Annotated in this window: 14 protein-coding genes and 6 pseudogenes; 4 read left to right on the forward strand and 16 right to left on the reverse strand. The window is 54.8% G+C overall.

Translation table 11 applies throughout. From position 1 onward, the window contains the following. Positions 1-528: 528 nt before the first annotated feature. From QRN55_RS05190 to QRN55_RS05220, 7 genes and pseudogenes are all read right to left on the reverse strand, one after another. A pseudogene (locus tag QRN55_RS05190) lies at positions 529-1,289 on the reverse strand (isocitrate lyase/PEP mutase family protein). Beyond that, positions 1,286-2,359 carry a bifunctional transcriptional activator/DNA repair enzyme AdaA gene (locus QRN55_RS05195; RefSeq protein ID WP_284775397.1) on the reverse strand — a complete coding sequence of 358 codons (1,074 nt, stop codon included), beginning with the start codon at positions 2,357-2,359 and terminating at the stop codon, positions 1,286-1,288. The pseudogene QRN55_RS05190 and the gene QRN55_RS05195 overlap by 4 nt, the downstream one beginning before the upstream one ends. Before the next feature lie 76 nt (positions 2,360-2,435). Then, positions 2,436-2,783 (reverse strand): annotated as a pseudogene (locus tag QRN55_RS05200) (recombinase family protein); the annotation flags it as partial. A 246-nt stretch (positions 2,784-3,029) separates the two neighbouring features. Further along, positions 3,030-4,022, reverse strand: a complete 993-nt coding sequence (locus QRN55_RS05205; protein WP_284775398.1) for a type VI immunity family protein — start codon at positions 4,020-4,022, stop codon at positions 3,030-3,032. A 9-nt stretch (positions 4,023-4,031) separates the two neighbouring features. Further along, positions 4,032-4,655, reverse strand: coding sequence for a hypothetical protein (locus QRN55_RS05210; RefSeq protein ID WP_284775402.1), 624 nt, complete (start codon positions 4,653-4,655; stop codon positions 4,032-4,034). 153 nt (positions 4,656-4,808) lie between these two features. Beyond that, positions 4,809-5,153, reverse strand: a complete 345-nt coding sequence (locus QRN55_RS05215) for a DUF4150 domain-containing protein (RefSeq protein WP_284775404.1) — start codon at positions 5,151-5,153, stop codon at positions 4,809-4,811. Next, positions 5,150-5,461: a hypothetical protein gene (locus QRN55_RS05220; RefSeq protein ID WP_284775406.1), complete on the reverse strand. Its 312-nt coding sequence runs from the start codon at positions 5,459-5,461 to the stop codon at positions 5,150-5,152. The genes QRN55_RS05215 and QRN55_RS05220 overlap by 4 nt, the downstream gene beginning before the upstream one ends. 669 nt (positions 5,462-6,130) lie before the next feature. Between QRN55_RS05220 and QRN55_RS05225 the strand changes: the two genes are divergently transcribed. Next, a complete protein-coding gene (locus tag QRN55_RS05225) occupies positions 6,131-6,460 on the forward strand; it encodes a hypothetical protein (protein WP_284775407.1) in 330 nt (109 codons plus the stop codon). Between the two features lie 303 nt (positions 6,461-6,763). On the opposite strand, the pseudogene QRN55_RS24505 reads toward QRN55_RS05225, so the two are convergent. The 3 genes and pseudogenes from QRN55_RS24505 to QRN55_RS24515 all read right to left on the reverse strand — a co-directional run. Then, positions 6,764-6,967, reverse strand: a pseudogene (locus QRN55_RS24505) (integrase); the annotation flags it as partial. Positions 6,968-7,009: 42 nt separating this feature from the next. After that, positions 7,010-7,144, reverse strand: a pseudogene (locus QRN55_RS24510) (hypothetical protein); the annotation flags it as partial. Beyond that, positions 7,104-7,196, reverse strand: a complete 93-nt coding sequence (locus QRN55_RS24515; RefSeq protein WP_284775409.1) for a recombinase family protein — start codon at positions 7,194-7,196, stop codon at positions 7,104-7,106. The pseudogene QRN55_RS24510 and the gene QRN55_RS24515, both read right to left, overlap by 41 nt. 32 nt (positions 7,197-7,228) lie before the next feature. On the opposite strand from QRN55_RS24515, the gene QRN55_RS05240 reads away from it, so the two are divergent. Then, on the forward strand, positions 7,229-7,432 hold the full coding sequence (locus QRN55_RS05240; RefSeq protein ID WP_284775411.1) for a hypothetical protein: 204 nt from the start codon (positions 7,229-7,231) through the stop codon (positions 7,430-7,432). A gap of 96 nt (positions 7,433-7,528) precedes the next feature. Here the strand turns inward: QRN55_RS05240 and QRN55_RS05245 are convergent. The 4 genes and pseudogenes from QRN55_RS05245 to QRN55_RS05260 form a co-directional block, all read right to left on the reverse strand. After that, positions 7,529-7,663 (reverse strand): annotated as a pseudogene (locus QRN55_RS05245) (integrase); the annotation flags it as partial. Between the two features lie 10 nt (positions 7,664-7,673). After that, positions 7,674-8,800 (reverse strand): annotated as a pseudogene (locus QRN55_RS05250) (IS4 family transposase). 46 nt (positions 8,801-8,846) lie between these two features. Then, on the reverse strand, positions 8,847-9,779 hold the full coding sequence (locus tag QRN55_RS05255; protein ID WP_284775413.1) for a type VI immunity family protein: 933 nt from the start codon (positions 9,777-9,779) through the stop codon (positions 8,847-8,849). A 349-nt stretch (positions 9,780-10,128) separates the two neighbouring features. After that, the gene (locus QRN55_RS05260) at positions 10,129-10,809 is read right to left on the reverse strand and encodes a recombinase family protein (protein WP_284775414.1); all 681 of its coding nucleotides are present in this window, start codon (positions 10,807-10,809) and stop codon (positions 10,129-10,131) included. A gap of 433 nt (positions 10,810-11,242) precedes the next feature. Between QRN55_RS05260 and aspS the strand changes: the two genes are divergently transcribed. After that, a complete protein-coding gene (gene aspS, locus QRN55_RS05265; RefSeq protein ID WP_284775416.1) occupies positions 11,243-12,559 on the forward strand; it encodes an aspartate--tRNA(Asn) ligase in 1,317 nt (438 codons plus the stop codon). A gap of 648 nt (positions 12,560-13,207) precedes the next feature. Here the strand turns inward: aspS and QRN55_RS05270 are convergent. Continuing rightward, on the reverse strand, positions 13,208-14,098 hold the full coding sequence (locus tag QRN55_RS05270; RefSeq protein WP_284775417.1) for a hypothetical protein: 891 nt from the start codon (positions 14,096-14,098) through the stop codon (positions 13,208-13,210). Positions 14,099-14,111: 13 nt separating this feature from the next. Then, entirely contained in the window at positions 14,112-14,963 is an 852-nt protein-coding gene (locus QRN55_RS05275; protein ID WP_284775418.1) for a hypothetical protein, read from the reverse strand. 116 nt (positions 14,964-15,079) lie between these two features. Here QRN55_RS05275 and QRN55_RS05280 point away from each other — a divergent pair, with 116 nt between their 5' ends. Beyond that, entirely contained in the window at positions 15,080-16,087 is a 1,008-nt protein-coding gene (locus QRN55_RS05280; RefSeq protein WP_284775420.1) for a hypothetical protein, read from the forward strand. Positions 16,088-16,143 lie beyond the last annotated feature (56 nt).

The following is a 16,143-nucleotide window of genomic DNA, read 5'->3' on the forward strand; positions in this document are numbered from 1 at the left end:
TGCAGATCATTTCTAAAAATGCAGTTAAAACAGCTACTTATCTACGTGGTCATCTGACCACGAAGATAACCTACTGTCTGCTGCTTCGATATTGCCGTTTTTCAACCTCGAGCCATAAGCTCTTTTACCGGAAGACGCAGTAATCCAGTTTTTTTTCTATGAGGTTATGGCCATGTTCGAATAAATCGCAGATCAAGTCGAACGGTGCACAGGTAGCATACGTCGGACGCTAAGAATGTTGTAAACACCATCCCCGGAGGGTCATCTTATAGAACGACATTGTTATCGTCAGACAACCTTTTGGCACCTTCTGCGTTCCGCTCGTCAGATATAAAGTTGGGGAGAAGTAACTGCTACAAGAACTTCGTTTCGAGATGCTCGCAAAGTTTGGATATGCCGCCCGGGGGTGTACTGTTCTTTCACGTCGCGACGTTGGCACTGTTCTCAAGTGTCGTAGGTCGACGACCCGAAAGTAAATCGGTGATAACGTAAATGCTTGATCAACCATTCCGGGCGCGGCCTTTCAAATTACAATAGCGCGTTCGCTTCTTTTTCAACGGCGGACATGAGAGCGATGTATGGTGCCGGTCCTAAGCTGATGCGGGCAACACCAAACTTACTTATTTTACGGATCTCCTGGGTGCTCGTTGTCATGATGTTGACCGGCAACGTGGCCGCGTCACAGACTTGGCGGATCAACGTATCATTTGTCAATCCAGGTACGAAAAAGCCATCAGCCCCTGCTGATGCATATGCCCTTTCGCGAACTAGCGCCTCCTCCATGAGATCGGCGTGTGCAGTTCCCTGATCGGCCTTCAAAAAGACGTCCGTCCGGCCATTGATGAATGCTGGAACACCCATAGAATCGGCCGCATGGCGAGCCGCGCGTATTCGAGCACCTGATCTTCAATGCTATAGAGACCGAGGCCATCCACGATCTGGTCTTCGAAATTGAAGCCGACAATGCCGAGTTTTAATAATCTGCAGACGTTCTGCCCGACAGTTTCAGGATCGGCAGCATACCCACCCTCAAAATCGACGGTAACAGGTAGGTTGACCGACTTTGAGATCCTTGCGACGGTTGCTAGCAGATCCTCGAAGCATAGCTGTTCGCCATCGTCATAACCTTGGGCCGCAGCCAAGGACCAGCTACTGGTCGCAACAGCTTTCACACCAGCCCGCTCCACGGCCTTTGCACTGCCAGCATCCCAGATATTGTACAGGAATAGCGGGGCTTGAGGCGTATGTAGGCTTCGGAAAAACTGGGCATTTTCGATTTGAGATGTCACGCAATGCGTTCCTTATTTACTGATCTGAGCTGCCGTTCGATTTCGATCAGCCGCTGTTTGCGCCAAAGGCCGCCGCCATATCCGGTCAGAGACCCATCTGCTCCGATCACTCTATGGCAAGGGATCATCAGCGCGATTTGGTTGGCGCCATTGGCACGTGCCACCGCCCGAATTGCTGTCGGGCGACCGATCTGGCGGGCAATTTCAGAATAACTTCGGGTTTCACCAGCCGGTATCTCGCGCAATGCGTCCCATACTCGTTGGGTAAAGGGGCTGGCAGGCACCGCGACCGGCGTTGAAAACCTGTCGGATCGAGCCGCAAAGTAATCAATGAGTTCTGCCGCGGCTTGCTCTGAAGGAGGCATGCTGCCGATACCAATACCCGCTTTGGACGCCTGCTGAAGCTTCTTAAGCTCACCAGGTAGGCCCTTTCGATCCACGAATTCCAAAAGATGAAGATGACTACGGCTACTGACAGCAATCATGTCTCCGAGGGGAGTTGGTATCCATGTCGCCCGCAGCAGCTTATCTGATCGCAATTCCGATGGAGGTTGTCCAAGCAGGCGAGCAAAGGCGTCGCGAAACGCGCTGGCAGATGCAAAGCTGGCCTCATGCTGAGCCGTCACGACTTTTCCACCGATAGCCAGCGTCTCAAACCCTTCGCGCAGTCGCCGTTGACGCGCCATTTCAAGGAAAGTCATTCCAAATTGACGTCTGAAGCTTCGCCGAATGGTTGAGGGATCATAACCAAGTCTGATTACGTGGTCTTCAGACCAACGGAGGTCCGGCCGCGTGTCCAGAGCGTGTAAGAGGGCTGCAATTGCTGGATCGGCAAGTGCGGCGGCCTGAAGAGGGTGACAACGCTTGCAAGGGCGAAATCCAGCCTCAACGCATTCGCCAATCGTAGCATAAAACGTGCAGTTCTCTCGCTTGGGCTTACGTGCGGGACACGTCAGACGGCAAAAAACGCCGGTTGATGAGACACATACAAAGGCTTGTCCGTCGAAACATTCATCTCGGGCAAGTGGAGCTGCATAGAGGGTATCAGGGTCTGGAAGGTCAAATAGCATGCGGTATTCTTAGCCTCGCTGGAGGCGGCGTGCCGCCGGTTTTCAGGCGTCTATTCTTTTTTTCGGAGTGATTGACTCACTTTCCGCGCTTCCGCCGGTCCAACAGCCTCAATCCATCAGCGCGCACATCCCCCGCAGGACTGACAAAACGATAGAGGGTCTGGCGAGTGATACCGAGTTCGGCACAAAGGTCGGCCACCTTGGTTTCCGGCTTTCCCATTGCTGCTTGAGCGAGGCGCAGTTTCGCCGGCGTCATCTTGAACGGCGCCCCGCCATTCCGGCCACGGGCGCGAGCGGCGGCGAGGCCTGCTTTGGTCCGCTCGACGATCAATGCGCGCTCGAACTCGGCAAGTGCGGCGAATATGTCGAACACCAGCCGACCGTTGGCCGTCGAGGTGTCGATCGTCGCACCTTCGCGGGCCAGCGATGTGTGAGCTACGCGTTTCCGCCGGTTGCTCCCACCACGCCATTTGGCTTATCAAAAACCGCCGAGGCTCTAATCGCATCCGGATGAAACTTCAGTGACAGGTCAAAGTAAATTCAATGGCTTACGGGTGGAAACCCAAATAGGTTCAATTGGATAGCTAAACGTGTCATTCTGCCCTTAGTCGGAACTGACGCCTATCTTAGCGTACGATTTTGAACTGCTCTTGTTCTGCCCCCAACCACCCTAGCACTCACCACCATCAAACCGGCGTGTCCACCATTCGGTGTACTCCATCTTATCGACATCATGTGGCGCTCTAAGATAGGCGCTCTCCCAATTCTCATAACGCAGGGGCTTGAGAAAATCGTTGATTGCGCGGTAGGCTGCGGGCACCCACCCCTTGTTCAAGTCACCGAGCACAGGCTGCTCTCCAGCCTGGATAACGACACCGCCCTCGTAAGGGTGAAAGACGACTTCCTCGCCAAGTACGGTTTGTGCCTTATCAATGCCGCCAACCCGCGCGAGCAGCTCATCGTTGACGGCCGTCAGCCAGTTCACATCGCGGATTATGTCCGTCCTGTCTCGTATCGCCAATCCAAAACGCGCGCCATCCTCGTAAAGCAGCCCGGGAAACCTGCGAAAAAGAGGGTAGGCTTTTGCCGTTGCACCCGACGCGTAGGAATAAAAAAAGAGCGACAAACCCGATACGGCGTAGAAAACCCGCAGATCGCGGCAGGCGTCAACGAAAAAACGGACCAAGCCATCCCGATCGCGCGACAGCGCCGATAGCCTCGTCTGGCACATAAGGTGTCCATTGCCACCGCGATAGCCGACGCCGGGAAGAAGGGCAGTGAAGTAGTCGTGGACCGGATCCGTCGAACGCAACGCCTGTTTTGGCATATGCCTTACATAGAAACTCGTCGTCTCCTTCTCGTCATAATAGCCGCCCTGCAATAGATATTCCTCGATCTGTTTTCCTGCTGAAATGCGACGTGTCCGGTCATTGAATGACAATAAATTGGTGTTACCCTCTACCTGATCGTAATAACGCAATGCCAAACCTAGCATGGATTGGCGTATTTGACGCGTTTCCCCATCCGCAAAATAGAATCCGGAGGTCAGCCCAAACAGCCATTGGATGGTATTGCCAGGGGGCAAACCGATTTCATCCAGTTTTTCGAGTTCACCCCGCTCCTCAAGGATCGCCATCGTGGTGATGAGTTCGTTTAAATTCATGATATTATCCTACTTGATCGGTATCGGGCGGCCGGGGAACCGACGCCGGGGCAAGGGCAACCAGATCGGATTCTCGAGACCTTTCTGGAGTTCGCGCCACCGGCTCTCAGCTTCCCATTGCCGTTCCTGTTCGCGCTGCCTTACAGATTCCTCACAGTTGCCACACTCGTCCAGCACCACGAACTCACTATATTCAGCGCCGTGCCGGTCAGCGATATCTTCATATGCCCTGGCCTTCGCCGCATCATTTGGAAACTTGTCACCCGGAAACTTCATGTCGTACATATGGGTCATCTGGCCGTTCTCGACTTTCACCACATCGAGCCAGCGGGAGCCACGCACATTGAACCATCGCGTACCGCCCCAGGGCGCCCTGCGGGGAACCTTGGGAATGTCGTATTCCTCTCCTTGCAGGATGACATTTCCGGGTGGTTTGTCGAGGAATGTGTTGCTTGGATTGTTCGGGTCCCAGAATCCAAGCTCGGAGATATAGCCATAATTGGTGCGCGGATCGCCGACCGGCATGCTGCCGCCAAGGACCGTGTTCGGATATTGTGCCTGGATCGTCGCGTCGACGCAGCGCTGGTAGCGACCGGGGCTCGCCTCGTCGTCGCGCGGCAGAACCTGATCCATCCATTCAAGCCCCTCGGTAACGCTGTTTCTCGGACGATGCAGCGCATAACAGCAGCAGCCCACCTCGCAGAGGTAACGTCGGGATGGCCTTCGGGCAGGACGGTCTTGTAGCCACCGACCGATACGGTGTTTCCCTTGTTGAGGAGCATTTTGTCAGTAAGGCAGCGTCACTGCGCGGCCTTGCATGAACACGTTGGGAGACCAGGACAGGAAGGTGGCCTCGTGCAGATGCGTACCGGATTTAACCCCTCCGGACGAACCGGGTCCGTCACCTATCGATTTGGCGAACCGAGAGCCGCGCACGCCATTCATCACCCCATCGTGCGAAAACACCGTGGTGGTACTGTCGGCGAGGTCGCGGGCGAATGCGGTATTCGTATACGGCACAGGCACAGGCTTGGGCGGGGTGAGGCATACATCCGGCAGAGTCGAGCGAACATAGCCATTCGAGTTTTTGTGGCAGAGTGTAATCCCGTTGATGCGGATTGTTTCCTTCATGCGTATATCCTGCCGATTTCAATGTCGTGCTGGACGCTTTCCACGATTGTCGCCGCTCTCAACCTGTTACAGGAACTGGCGGACAGAAGGGTGTAGAGAAATTCCTTGCCGCCCAGCTCTGCCTTTTCTACGGGCAATCTTGGCGCGGACCCAAGCGCAAGCGCGGTCATTACAAGCCCGCTTGCGGATACAAGGTCACCCAGCTGAAGCGTCGGGATTTCCGCTCTGTAAGACAGGTTGGCCATTTTCGCAGCATTGGTTGTGATCGCGTATCCGAATTCCACGGCGCGGACACGATCACCATTCAAATCAACAATAAAGCGGTCCGGAGAAAGCCGCCTTCGAGGAGGGTTCCATAACAGCTCGCGAAGGCGCGCCCCATCAATCCGCGTTTGGAATCAACAGGGCTCTCAGGCTCTTCCATGATCGAAAGGCGCGCTGTCGTTTGGCATTTAACTGTAAGATTGCGCTCATTCAGACTGGTGATGGCACCTACTTTGAGATTAGTCGGTGTGATTTTCCGTACAAACACCTTCCTGTGCGGCGATAACCATCTGTAATATAGGTCATTTTCTAGTGAAGGCGTGGCGGTAAAAAGCTATCTTTTCCTAGCGCGCATATTACATTAAGCGCAAAAAGTCAAATCTATAATCTCAAATTAAATGCCAAGTGTCAAATTAAGTGCCGGGCTATCTTATTGAAACTGTTAGCACTGGAATCTCACGATTAAATGTATAACGACAGCTGCTTAACGCAGCCGTCTCCGGTCGTGACGATCTCCACGTTGCGACCGGTTTCCTTACATCTTTTGCACCGGCTTTCAGTGTTGGCGAGGACGTGCCAGCTGTCCTAAGATATTATAATCTCCCTCACACTTACGGGGACTACCTAAGATTATTGATGATTGGAAGAACTTCAAGAATGCATCAAATATGGAATCCAGCTATTAAGCATGCATTGCAATATTGTGTGCCATTGTGGCTTCTAATTGGGATGGTTCAGTTTTTGTTACAGCCGATGGCTTCGTCATACGCTTAATGTTCGTCGCGATAATGCTAATAGCAATTTATTATGCGACGGTTGTAGTCTTCGATATTATGCCTTTGCGCATTGCTGAGAAGCATGCGGAGTTTATGAATGAAAACGACCCTGAATTTGTCTACGAGGTCGTCACGTTCTTTCATGCATTGTTGTACCGCGTTCGTAGTTCATATCATCCGAACCGCAAACACCGAAGTGCTGACGGCAAAGCTCCTGTCACCACTTCCGCCAATACTGGTTTAGCCGAGCCTCAAACACGCTTCTGATCTGATCCGCTTCATCAAGCATCTTTGGCACCCAGCCACAAAGAGTTCCGACGAATGTCCGGTTGAACAGCTCGCATCCCGATCAGGATCGGGATTCTTGCAAGCAGTCAGTGCGATACGGCGAGGTATTGTCTCTCTCAACGTTTATCGAGAATACACAACTGGCCGACTTGCCTCAATGATAAGCGGTCCCCCCAATTTTAACGCTGTGCGACAAAATCGGCTCCCCCACTTCCCCTACGGCCCGCGGTACGGTCATTTACCCAAATCGTCCAGCTTGGTGCCGAACCTTTGTTTTCAATCGCTTTTCCGCTTCTTCGGTCGCGGCGTTGCGCGCACCGCCAGCCGGATGGCCGACTTTAGGGCAGGGGAGGTGAATTAACCCTGCAGCCCGCGCCATTTCGTCAGCGTCGACCAAGTGGCCAGTCGTCGGCGCGCGGTATCTGGCGCATGGCGACCAGATGACCGGAGAAAACCTTGAATGCGAAGCTTATCTTCGACACCCGCGCGTTGTCTGTCTTTGATGAACTTGAGTTCCATGTCCGCGACCATACCGACGATGGTGATGACCACCCGGACCATGCTGCCCGCCGTCGTTACTTCGAGTTCGAGGACGCGCAGGGACGTGCCCTTTTCGTCAAGCTCATGAACAAGATTGAGAAACGTCGCGGGTGGAGCGGCCAAGCCGATCAAGCTGCAGCATCACCAGCTCATCGCCCGCATGCAGAAACTGCATGAAGGTTTCTAGCTTGGATCGCCCCTTCCGGGTTGCTAGGAAATCTCACCGAGGTTCTGACCGAGGCAAAAGCAAAAATCGAAGCCGCGATTGCGGAGTTCTACGATCACGACACCGCGAAGTGGTTCATGGACGCGCATGGCAACGCCCTGCTAGCTGAAGACGCGTTTCATGTTCGAGAAGGATTCAACGTACTCGTGATGGTCCAAGCAGCAAAACAACTGCCGTCTAACTGATAGCACTGCTTGAGCGATCGATCCGACGGCTTCAGTTCTATGTCAAAGCATTCTAGCCGCTCGACCGCTGCGCCGCTTGGCATTGCTGTAATAGCTCTATGCCTGCTGAACAAAGCGATGACGTGATTGCTCCATTGCTCTGTCCAGCAGGGGAATGCCCTGGTTCGCGGCTTTCGTCAGATAACCAGATCTCAGCTCATGGGCGGAAAAATCCCCCGGCTCCAACCCACTGCTGTCCGGTTTAAACCTCCGTCCATTGGAGCATCAGCTGGTCATTGTGGCATCTGCTGCTGTTGGGTGGTTTTAGAAGACTGTCTGTTCTTTTTCGATGCATGAGGTTGGCGCGCAGGAGGCGGGCGAAGGCCCAGGGGCTTTCGATGGTCTTCTGGTCTGCCTGCGCCATGCGCAGAAGCAGGAAAGCGATGAGGGCCACAGTGATCTGAATGCGCACGGCGTTTTCTGAGACACCCGGGAAGTGCTTGATCTTCAAGGTCTGCTTGACCCATTTGAAGAACAGTTCGATAGCCCAGCGGCGCTTGTAGAGATCGGCGATCTCTTGCGCAGTGGCATCGAGATCGTTCGACAGGATCCGCAGCACCTTGCTGTTATCGTTTTGCACCGTGATCTCGCGAACCGGGTCGCTGAACGGGTTCTTGCGGTTGCCGGCCTGACGGGCAGGCAGCAGACCAATGCGATCCGACAGGATGCGACCACCGTTTGCATCCGCGTCCTCCAGCGGCTGCTCATGCAACACCGTCAGGGTGTATGGGACTTGAAGCGGGTGACGATGCGGCATCCGGCCTGATCCATTCTGGCCCACCATGAGAAATCATAATAGCCCAGATCAAAGACGTAGGTCGCGCCCGGTTCGATCGGCATGGCCTTGGCGGCGGTGATGTCATTGACATTGGCGGGTGTAACGGCGGCATAGATCGGTCGCTCTGCGCCCGCATCATAGACGATGTGGACCTTGGCTCCGCAAGCCTGATGGGAGAACCGCGCCCATTGCGATCCTGCACCGGAAAGGCGAAGGCTGGTGGCATCGATCAGATAGGTCGCCTCGCCGACGGACCGTCGCAACCCGCGCCCGGCTCGTGCGACCAGCTCGGCAAACAGACCGGCAAAGACCGCACTTGAGCGTTTGGCATTGGCATCAGCCAGCGTCGAACGTGAGGCCGGGCGTGCGCCGAGATGATAAAGGCGTGTCGAATGGCTTTCCAGACCGCCTTCGATCTCGCGCAAGCTGACAGCACCGGCGAGTTGCCCATACAGCAGGGCGATCAACTGGCTCTTGGTGGACAATCGCCGGATATGCTTATCGGTACCATGCTCATCCACAAGCCGCTCGAAGGTCGACCAAGCCGCAATCCTCGCTTAATGTGTCATTTCGCCCCCAACCGGAACTGACCCCACATCAATCAAAACGTGTCAGATAGGCTTCGATCTTATCCTTGTGTTCCGGCGTGCCGTTGCCACCGAAGCCGAAGGCTTCCAAAGCGCCATGGGGCATGCGAACAGGAGCAAGATAATGTGCAACTGCCTTGTAGGCGCGGATATCTTCACCCTCGTTGACGTCACCCCAGATCGGGCGCTCGCCGGCGGTTATGCAAAGAACGCTGTCGGATTTTTCTATTTCTACATTCAGCGTTTCATTTAATTCCGTTTGATCGGGGAGACGCTCCCAGAACTCGGCACCCACAAACGTCCGCCAGCCGATATCGCCAATGCCCGGTTGCTCGCCTGGCTGCCAGCGATAGGCCGAGCCTTCCTTACGAATGCCTTCCATGAGCATATCTGGCTTGACGTCGATCACAGCCCTATACCGGACTGTCGTGCCGCCCATCATGAACTGTAAGGTGCTTTTATAAGGAGGCAGGAAAAAGCCCATTCCCATGACGCCGCTGATCACCGGCGCCTTTATAAGTTGCTCTGTCACGAAATTTGCAAAATCCATCGCCGAGCTATTGTCTTCAGGGATAGCGATCTCAAGAAAGTTGAAGTAGCTGCGCTGCTCGATGCCAAAAAAAGGAAGTGCTGGCTCCTTGAAACTATCGAGAGCGTAGCCGTAGCGTCTGATGCCCTGACCGTATTTCGTGCTTTCATTTTGGAAAAACGAACGTCCGTCTTCAATGATCTTAGGGTTTATCCAGCGAATCTTGCCTGTATATCCCGGGAAATTGTAGGAAGTGACATTGGCGCTTTCACCAAAAAGCGCCTCGAACTTGGCATAGATCGAAGTCAAGATCTGTCGATTACGCTCGCCGTGTATATCACCATCGATGATTGCGATGATGCGAAAAGCTGGCACGGCAATCGGATCGCCTTCATAGAGAATGAAATCAGGCATTGAGGACTCCAAATTCGTTTACTAGCTGGAAGGCACAATCAGACCGCCCTTTTTGTCGCACCGGCAGCTGTCGTTGTAGATTTTTTGGGTGACCGGACGGTCTTTTCGTTTGAAGCCTCCATCAGTTGGTTGTCGCAGCACTGAGAGCCATGCTGCGCTTCGCCGCCTGGACTATGTTCACACGCCGCGCACTGACCCTTCCGTAGCGCACCGCAAATAACGATCGCCATCTTTGATTGGCAAAGTTTCTGTTGCCTTGTCCATCTCGATCATCTTGGTAAAAGCTGAAACCTCAAGTCGCCCGGAATGTCACTCACAATGGTCTGCCTGCCTTTCGGTCTGAGTGATTTTATATGAAGGACCGAAAACGGCTCCTGCGTGCCGAAGGACACTCAGGGATATTGGGGTCTGAGTAGCAAGCGGTATCGCGCTTCGTAGAGCGACGGGCGAGCAATTCGTTGGCCCGTGCACGCGGCTTTCCCCTCGCATCGACATAGGCATAGAGGGTCGACAAGGAGATGCCGTGTTCGGCGGCGACATCGCGGGCGGCATTGTCCCTGTCGGCCATCATCGCCATGGCGACCTTCAGTTTCTTCCGGGTCATCACACGCGGCCGGCCGCCGGCCCTGCCACGGGCGCGGGCGGCCGCTAGACCTGCCATGGTGCGCTCGTGAATGAGATCGCGCTCGAATTCGGCCAATGTCGCGAAGATGCCGAAGACAAGACGGCCGGTCGTCGTGGTCGTATCCATGTCTCCGGTCAGTACTTTGAGGCCGACCCCATGCTGTTGCAGGTCGTTCATCAGGCCGACGACATGGGGAAGCGAACTTCCGATGCGATCGAGTTTCCATACGACGAGCGCATCGCCCGCCCGCGCAATCTCTAGTGCCTTTGCAAGGCCGGGACGGTCGGTAGCCCGACCTGAGCATACGTCATCATAGATCTTCTCGCACCCAGCTTTCTCCAGGCCGTCGCGCTGAAGATCGAGATTCTGCTCGCCGGTTGAAACGCGCATATAACCAATCAGCATGGTCGCTCGCAGATTCCTTATTAACTTAGACGGGAGGGAGTTTATAGGCTATAGGTTTCTGCACGGGTATTTACGGGAATTGGCAGCAGCTTCGGGATTTTGCGAGCGGTCGTGCTGCGTCACATCAAACCGGGGTTTGTTGGAGAGGCCGGGACGACAGGAACCGACCCCCATTTCGGCCGTTCGGGCCCCCGAGGATGCGCTCGAAAGCAGACCTCAACAGCGTTGACTGTTTACACTGCTCCATCCTTGTGTATAAACTTCAGCCATGAGCATGCAACGTAACATCGCCGTCAATAATAATGGCCCCTTCGGGGTCGTGGATGGCGTGCGCGCGTTATAGCGTAGCTTGTTGATCACCACAGCCCTGCCGGTTTCGGAGGGGCTGAAGGTGTTGGCTTCTCCGATCCGGCTTTCATCCCCGGAGAAAGTCATGTCACCTTTTTCATCCTTGAGCCGATCTCTTGTTGCGGAGCTGTCCCAGTGCGTCGGGCATCGCGTAAAGCTGCAGGGCTTTGTCGAAGCCATTCGCGATCAGAAGCGTATGCGCTTCATCGTCCTGCGTGACCCGACCGGCAAGGTTCAGCTCACTCAAAGCAAAGACAATACAGCCCTCACCGGCGATCTCGACGCACTGACGCCTGAAAGCGCGGTGATCGTCATCGGCACTGTCGTGGCTGCTCCCTCCGTCAAGCTAGGCGGTCTCGAAATCTTGATCGAAAGCGTCGAGATCTGCGGATTGGCCGATCCCCAACTACCCATCGCGTATGATTCCGGCCCGGACAAATGGATGGACCACCGCCAGGTCAGCCTGCGCTATCCTGGACAACAATTGGTCTTTGCCGTGCAGACGACCTTGGAAGCGGCAATGCGGGCCTTTTGGCAGCAGAACGGCTTTTGCGAAATTCATTCGCCCAAACTTATGGGAACAGCCAGCGAATCCGGCGCTGAAGTGTTTGCTGTCAAATATTTTGACACCAAAGCTTTCCTGGCTCAGTCGCCACAATTTTACAAGCAGATGGCAATCGCCGGCGGCATGGAAAGGGTGTTCGAGATCGGCCCGGTGTTTCGCGCTGAGCCGTCGTTCACCTCGCGGCACGAAACCGAGTTCACCTCGATCGACATGGAGATGGGCTGGATCGAAGACCATCACGAATTGATGGCGTTTGAAGAACGCTGGCTTGCCCATGCCATCGGCACCGTGGTCGAGGTTCATGGCCCCCAGATCGAGGCACTTTACGGCGTCAGCATCGCTCCGCCGTCGTTGCCGTTTCCCAAGGTTACCTTTTCCGAAGCACTCGCCATTCTTGCTCGGCTCGGCCATGTCCCAGCCCGCCACGATGATCTCGATGCCGAAGGCGAGCGCCTGCTATGCGAACACATAGCTGCCGAAACAGACCATGAGTTCGTCTTCATTACTGACTATCCCGCCAGTGGTCGCGCCTTCTACCATATGCGCCACGAGGATCGTCCCGACCTTACCAAAGGTTTCGACCTGCTCTGGCGCGGGCTGGAGATCACGACTGGGGCGCAACGCGAGCACCGCCATAATCGTCTAATGGCTCAGGCGCAGGAACGCGGAATGCGGCTAGACAGCCTGTCCGACTACCTCGATTTCTTCCGCTTCGGCTGCCCCCCGCATGGTGGCATGGGCGTAGGACTTGGCCGCATCCTGATGCGCCTGCTCAACGCTGCGAGTATCAGGGAGGTTACGCTGTTGAGCCGCACACCCAAGCGACTACGCCCTTAACAGAGTAAATGCAGTGGTCGGCGTGCCTCGATCAGCACGCCGACTCTTGTTTTCGAATGGCCGTCAGCTGAAACCGGACGTCTGTTTAGCTCGCATGCGCCATGAAAGCCGCCATTCCGCTTTCCATCACCCCAATGCTGTCGCCCGTCTCGGCGGCCCCGCCCGTCTTGCCGCGGGCGGCTTGTGTAGGTTTTCTGCTCCGCTGCTACTCAACCCCCTATAAAGAGAGACTGACTTGGCAGACGAAAGCGAAACCACCGGACCCGAACCTTCGGATAAGCGGGTAAGTGGGAAGATCGCTTTCTTCACTTTCGACGAAGTGCGCCTGTTTGAAATCGCAGCAGTGAAGAAAAGGCGCCAGCGGCAGGATCGGCCTGCACCGGGGCGCCCGATCCACTTGTCTGCAGAGGGTCGCCGCTCTGAGGGCAGGGAGATTGATGATCGGACGAACAGAATCCGGCCTGAAGCGTGCAAAGTCGTAAGGCAAGGCGCTCGGTCGACCATCCACGCTCAGTGATGAGCAGAAGAAGAATGTACGCGATGATCTCATCAAAGGGAATGAGCTTTTCGGCTATTGCGCGACAATTTACGACCAGTCGACAGACTGGTTATGCGATTTCGCGACGAAGGTTCACGGTCCGTTCGGTCTTAGCGTGTCGTCAGGAACAGATCTTGTTCCGACCCCGTGTTCGCGGGTTGTCGCAAGAACATTTGGACAAGTCGGCCGATGAGGACGGCATTTCCAATGTCGCTCGAAACGGTAGGGTAAATATCATGTACCGGACCTGACGGGTCATGAAGGAATCTGGCGATAAAAGTTCCAACGCGTTGCTGAGCCTCTTGAAGAACTTTGTACCGCTCGTAATTTTGCTCGTGGAGAGCGGCGGAAGCCTCGCCCCCTAAACGGCTGTACGTCGTAGCATCTTCCGGAGTGAATGCCGCGGACGGCACATATAGGGGCATACGGTGGGCGGCGGGATTCCGTCTCTCCTTCATCTCTTTTTCCCAATCCCTGAAGGATCTGATCTCCTTGATTACAGCGCCGATAGCTGGGTCCCGTGCCAAGATCCTCTTGAAAAGGCCGATCTGCATCTTGGCTGCCATCAGCGTATCAGAGTTGCCGAGTTGATGCGCGAGAGTCCATGCGTAGTTATCCATGAGGCCTAGAATATCGATATAGATCGAGTTCAAGTATCGAGCCACATCATCGGACTGTGGTAACGTCAAAGGCACGGTCCGGTCCGGTGGGACCAGTGCCTGGAAGCGGCGGAACGCTGTCGAAATCATTCGCAGTCGGCGCAATACTCCGTAACGGAGATGGTTCTCGGCGTCATGTTTTAGCTCTGTCGATGCCAGGAGCGCTGCATCCATGATCAGCTCGTCCAGCGCGGTGTTGACACCGTAGATATGATTCTGCTGCGCTTCCTTTAGAAAGTAGTCGTTGTTCTGCTCGTTCCCCTTGATCAGAAATGGGGCGGCGAATTGCCTGTGATAAGATTCGAAGTCCACATCTCCGAACCCATAAGCATTGAATGGCATTTGCGGGAAGCTCCTATTCGTCGTCATCTAGGCCGAAACGCAGAGCGCCGCCATCGACGCGGTCCGTAGGGAGCGTGTCGCCGCATTGTTCGTCGATCCATTTGGTGATGACCGATCTCACAAACTCTCGCGCTTCGAGAAGATTCATCATGTCGTCGGCCACAAGCTTCGGATCGCGCTTTGACGCGCCATGGCGCCCAGCGATGTGATTGTTGGCGGCTTTCTTGAACTCGACCAGCGGTAGGCGCGCCGCGAGACCCTTCTCCGACAATCGCTCAAGAGACGTCTTGCGGTGGCCCGCAATGTCCTCAAGAATTCGATAATAGTCGGCCCAAGATGGCGGGCCGGCCATCACGGCAGTCGCTCGCGCGGCGAGCGGCTCGTCGATCATGAGACGGACGCGCACAGGCATAAGCGCCTGCAGGGAGGGATGCCTGTTCGTCGTGATAAATCGCGTGGGGCGATTGGAGCTTCCGATTCCCAAACTCATTTGACCTGAACCGCCCTGCGATTGGTACGATGCGCTGATCGGGACCACGGGCCTGAAGTTGCTGTCGGTGAGTGAGGCATATCCGTTGAGGGGTGCGATGATTTCTCTCGCGACTAAATCCTGCTCATATTGGGTCGTCTGACCAAAGAATTCGAAGAGCGGTGCGCAGCCAGGTCCAGAGACATACGTTTCTCGGCGCTCCGCGTCGGTGACCTTGTCGAACAATTTATCCTTCTGACCGATGATCGACGTTACCACATAAAAGTCGGGGAACGCCCCTTCCGGAAACAGGAGGCTCAGCGCGTAGAGGTCATCCACCTGGCCGTCGACATGGATCTTAAAAGTCTTTTCGTCCGGCACAATTACACCTGCCAATCGCTGTTATCGTCTGAAATCTGGGGTGGGCGAGGCAAACGCAATCTCCAATCGGGGCCACGATTAATCTCGTCTCAACAACCGCAGATTTATGCTTGGTTTTTTGGAGATGGAATATGTTTAATCAGACTCTTGAGTATTTTTCTGGATATCCCCTGATTTTGGCTCCGAATGGCCCAGAACGCCTGCGCAACGCGCAGCTCGACGGCCGTCCGATCGATGTCTACCTCGATCGCCGAGGCAATCGGGTTCAAGTTCACAACCTGACGAGAGACTATCACCTCTATATTCTGGTATCGCGATGGGCTGCGGTTTTGGACGGCGCCGTGACTTGGGACGCCGAAAAGCGTGTTGTATCCCTGTTCGTCAAGTTCGAGACGCGGCCGACGAGTGCTATAGTTCCGGCGATTGTGGCGCTTGATGGAAGCTCGCCTTATCCGATACCGAGGGGATTGGACGTCGAGAACATCAGCGCAGTTTACTCGGCTCCGGGTGCCGAAGGCGGGGATCTCACTGGACTTGTTTTCGTCCATAAGGATGGCAGCCAAATCGGCTTCTGGCTGTCACCGGATCTCTTTCATTATCTGAAGTTCAGAAAGGCTGATCAGCCGCTGACAGATTTTCGCGTCGAGTATGTCGGCATTGCTTGCGGAGAGAACGGTGACGTCAGCGTTTTTGACCGGGCGAAAGCGCACGAACGCATTGTCGAACTTCAAGGCGATCTGCAACAGCGCCATCGCAATCGCGATCTCTTTATAATGGCCTACGACCCCGCATACCGTGTTGTTGGGCAAGATATCGTGACCATGCCTGCGATGCTGGAAAGATTGATGTCCGGAAAAATGAAAAGCATCTACGAGGCGATAGAGGCGTCGTTGATTGGTTATTTTCAGCCGAAGTACAACATTCAATTCAAAGATTTTCCGAAAAACAAACCCCATTGGCTCAATGGGGAGTTCCGAGCGTTCAATGGACCAGCGCTCTTGGTAGAGCGGATATCGGTGACTCTAGTTTCCGATAGTTCGTACAATTCACCTGGCGATCAGTGGTCCTTTGGAAGATTGGCTTCAGCCGATGTCCCACCTGATGACTTGCATTTCGTTGAGTTCGACGGGCTTCGGTAGTTGCCCTGAGATCAAGCTGCAAGGCAATCTGGGCATATCGCAAATGATGGATAAAC

This window comes from Agrobacterium sp. lyk4-40-TYG-31, assembly GCF_030209855.1.
Classification (GTDB): domain Bacteria; phylum Pseudomonadota; class Alphaproteobacteria; order Rhizobiales; family Rhizobiaceae; genus Agrobacterium; species Agrobacterium vaccinii.

Excerpts from the sequence above, each read along its gene's own strand:
- QRN55_RS05210 (WP_284775402.1), bottom strand. The coding sequence starts at position 4,655 with ATGGATCAGGTTCTGCCGCGCGACGACGAGGCGAGCCCCGGTCGCTAC.
- QRN55_RS05255 (WP_284775413.1), bottom strand. The coding sequence starts at position 9,779 with ATGCCTGATTTCATTCTCTATGAAGGCGATCCGATTGCCGTGCCAGCT.
- QRN55_RS05195 (WP_284775397.1), bottom strand. The coding sequence starts at position 2,359 with ATGCTATTTGACCTTCCAGACCCTGATACCCTCTATGCAGCTCCACTT.
- QRN55_RS05260 (WP_284775414.1), bottom strand. The coding sequence starts at position 10,809 with ATGCTGATTGGTTATATGCGCGTTTCAACCGGCGAGCAGAATCTCGAT.
- QRN55_RS05205 (WP_284775398.1), bottom strand. The coding sequence starts at position 4,022 with ATGAATTTAAACGAACTCATCACCACGATGGCGATCCTTGAGGAGCGG.
- QRN55_RS05280 (WP_284775420.1), top strand. The coding sequence starts at position 15,080 with ATGTTTAATCAGACTCTTGAGTATTTTTCTGGATATCCCCTGATTTTG.
- QRN55_RS05215 (WP_284775404.1), bottom strand. The coding sequence starts at position 5,153 with ATGAAGGAAACAATCCGCATCAACGGGATTACACTCTGCCACAAAAAC.
- QRN55_RS24515 (WP_284775409.1), bottom strand. The coding sequence starts at position 7,196 with ATGCAGTTTCTGCATGCGGGCGATGAGCTGGTGATGCTGCAGCTTGAT.
- QRN55_RS05270 (WP_284775417.1), bottom strand. The coding sequence starts at position 14,098 with ATGCCATTCAATGCTTATGGGTTCGGAGATGTGGACTTCGAATCTTAT.
- aspS (WP_284775416.1), top strand. The coding sequence starts at position 11,243 with ATGTCACCTTTTTCATCCTTGAGCCGATCTCTTGTTGCGGAGCTGTCC.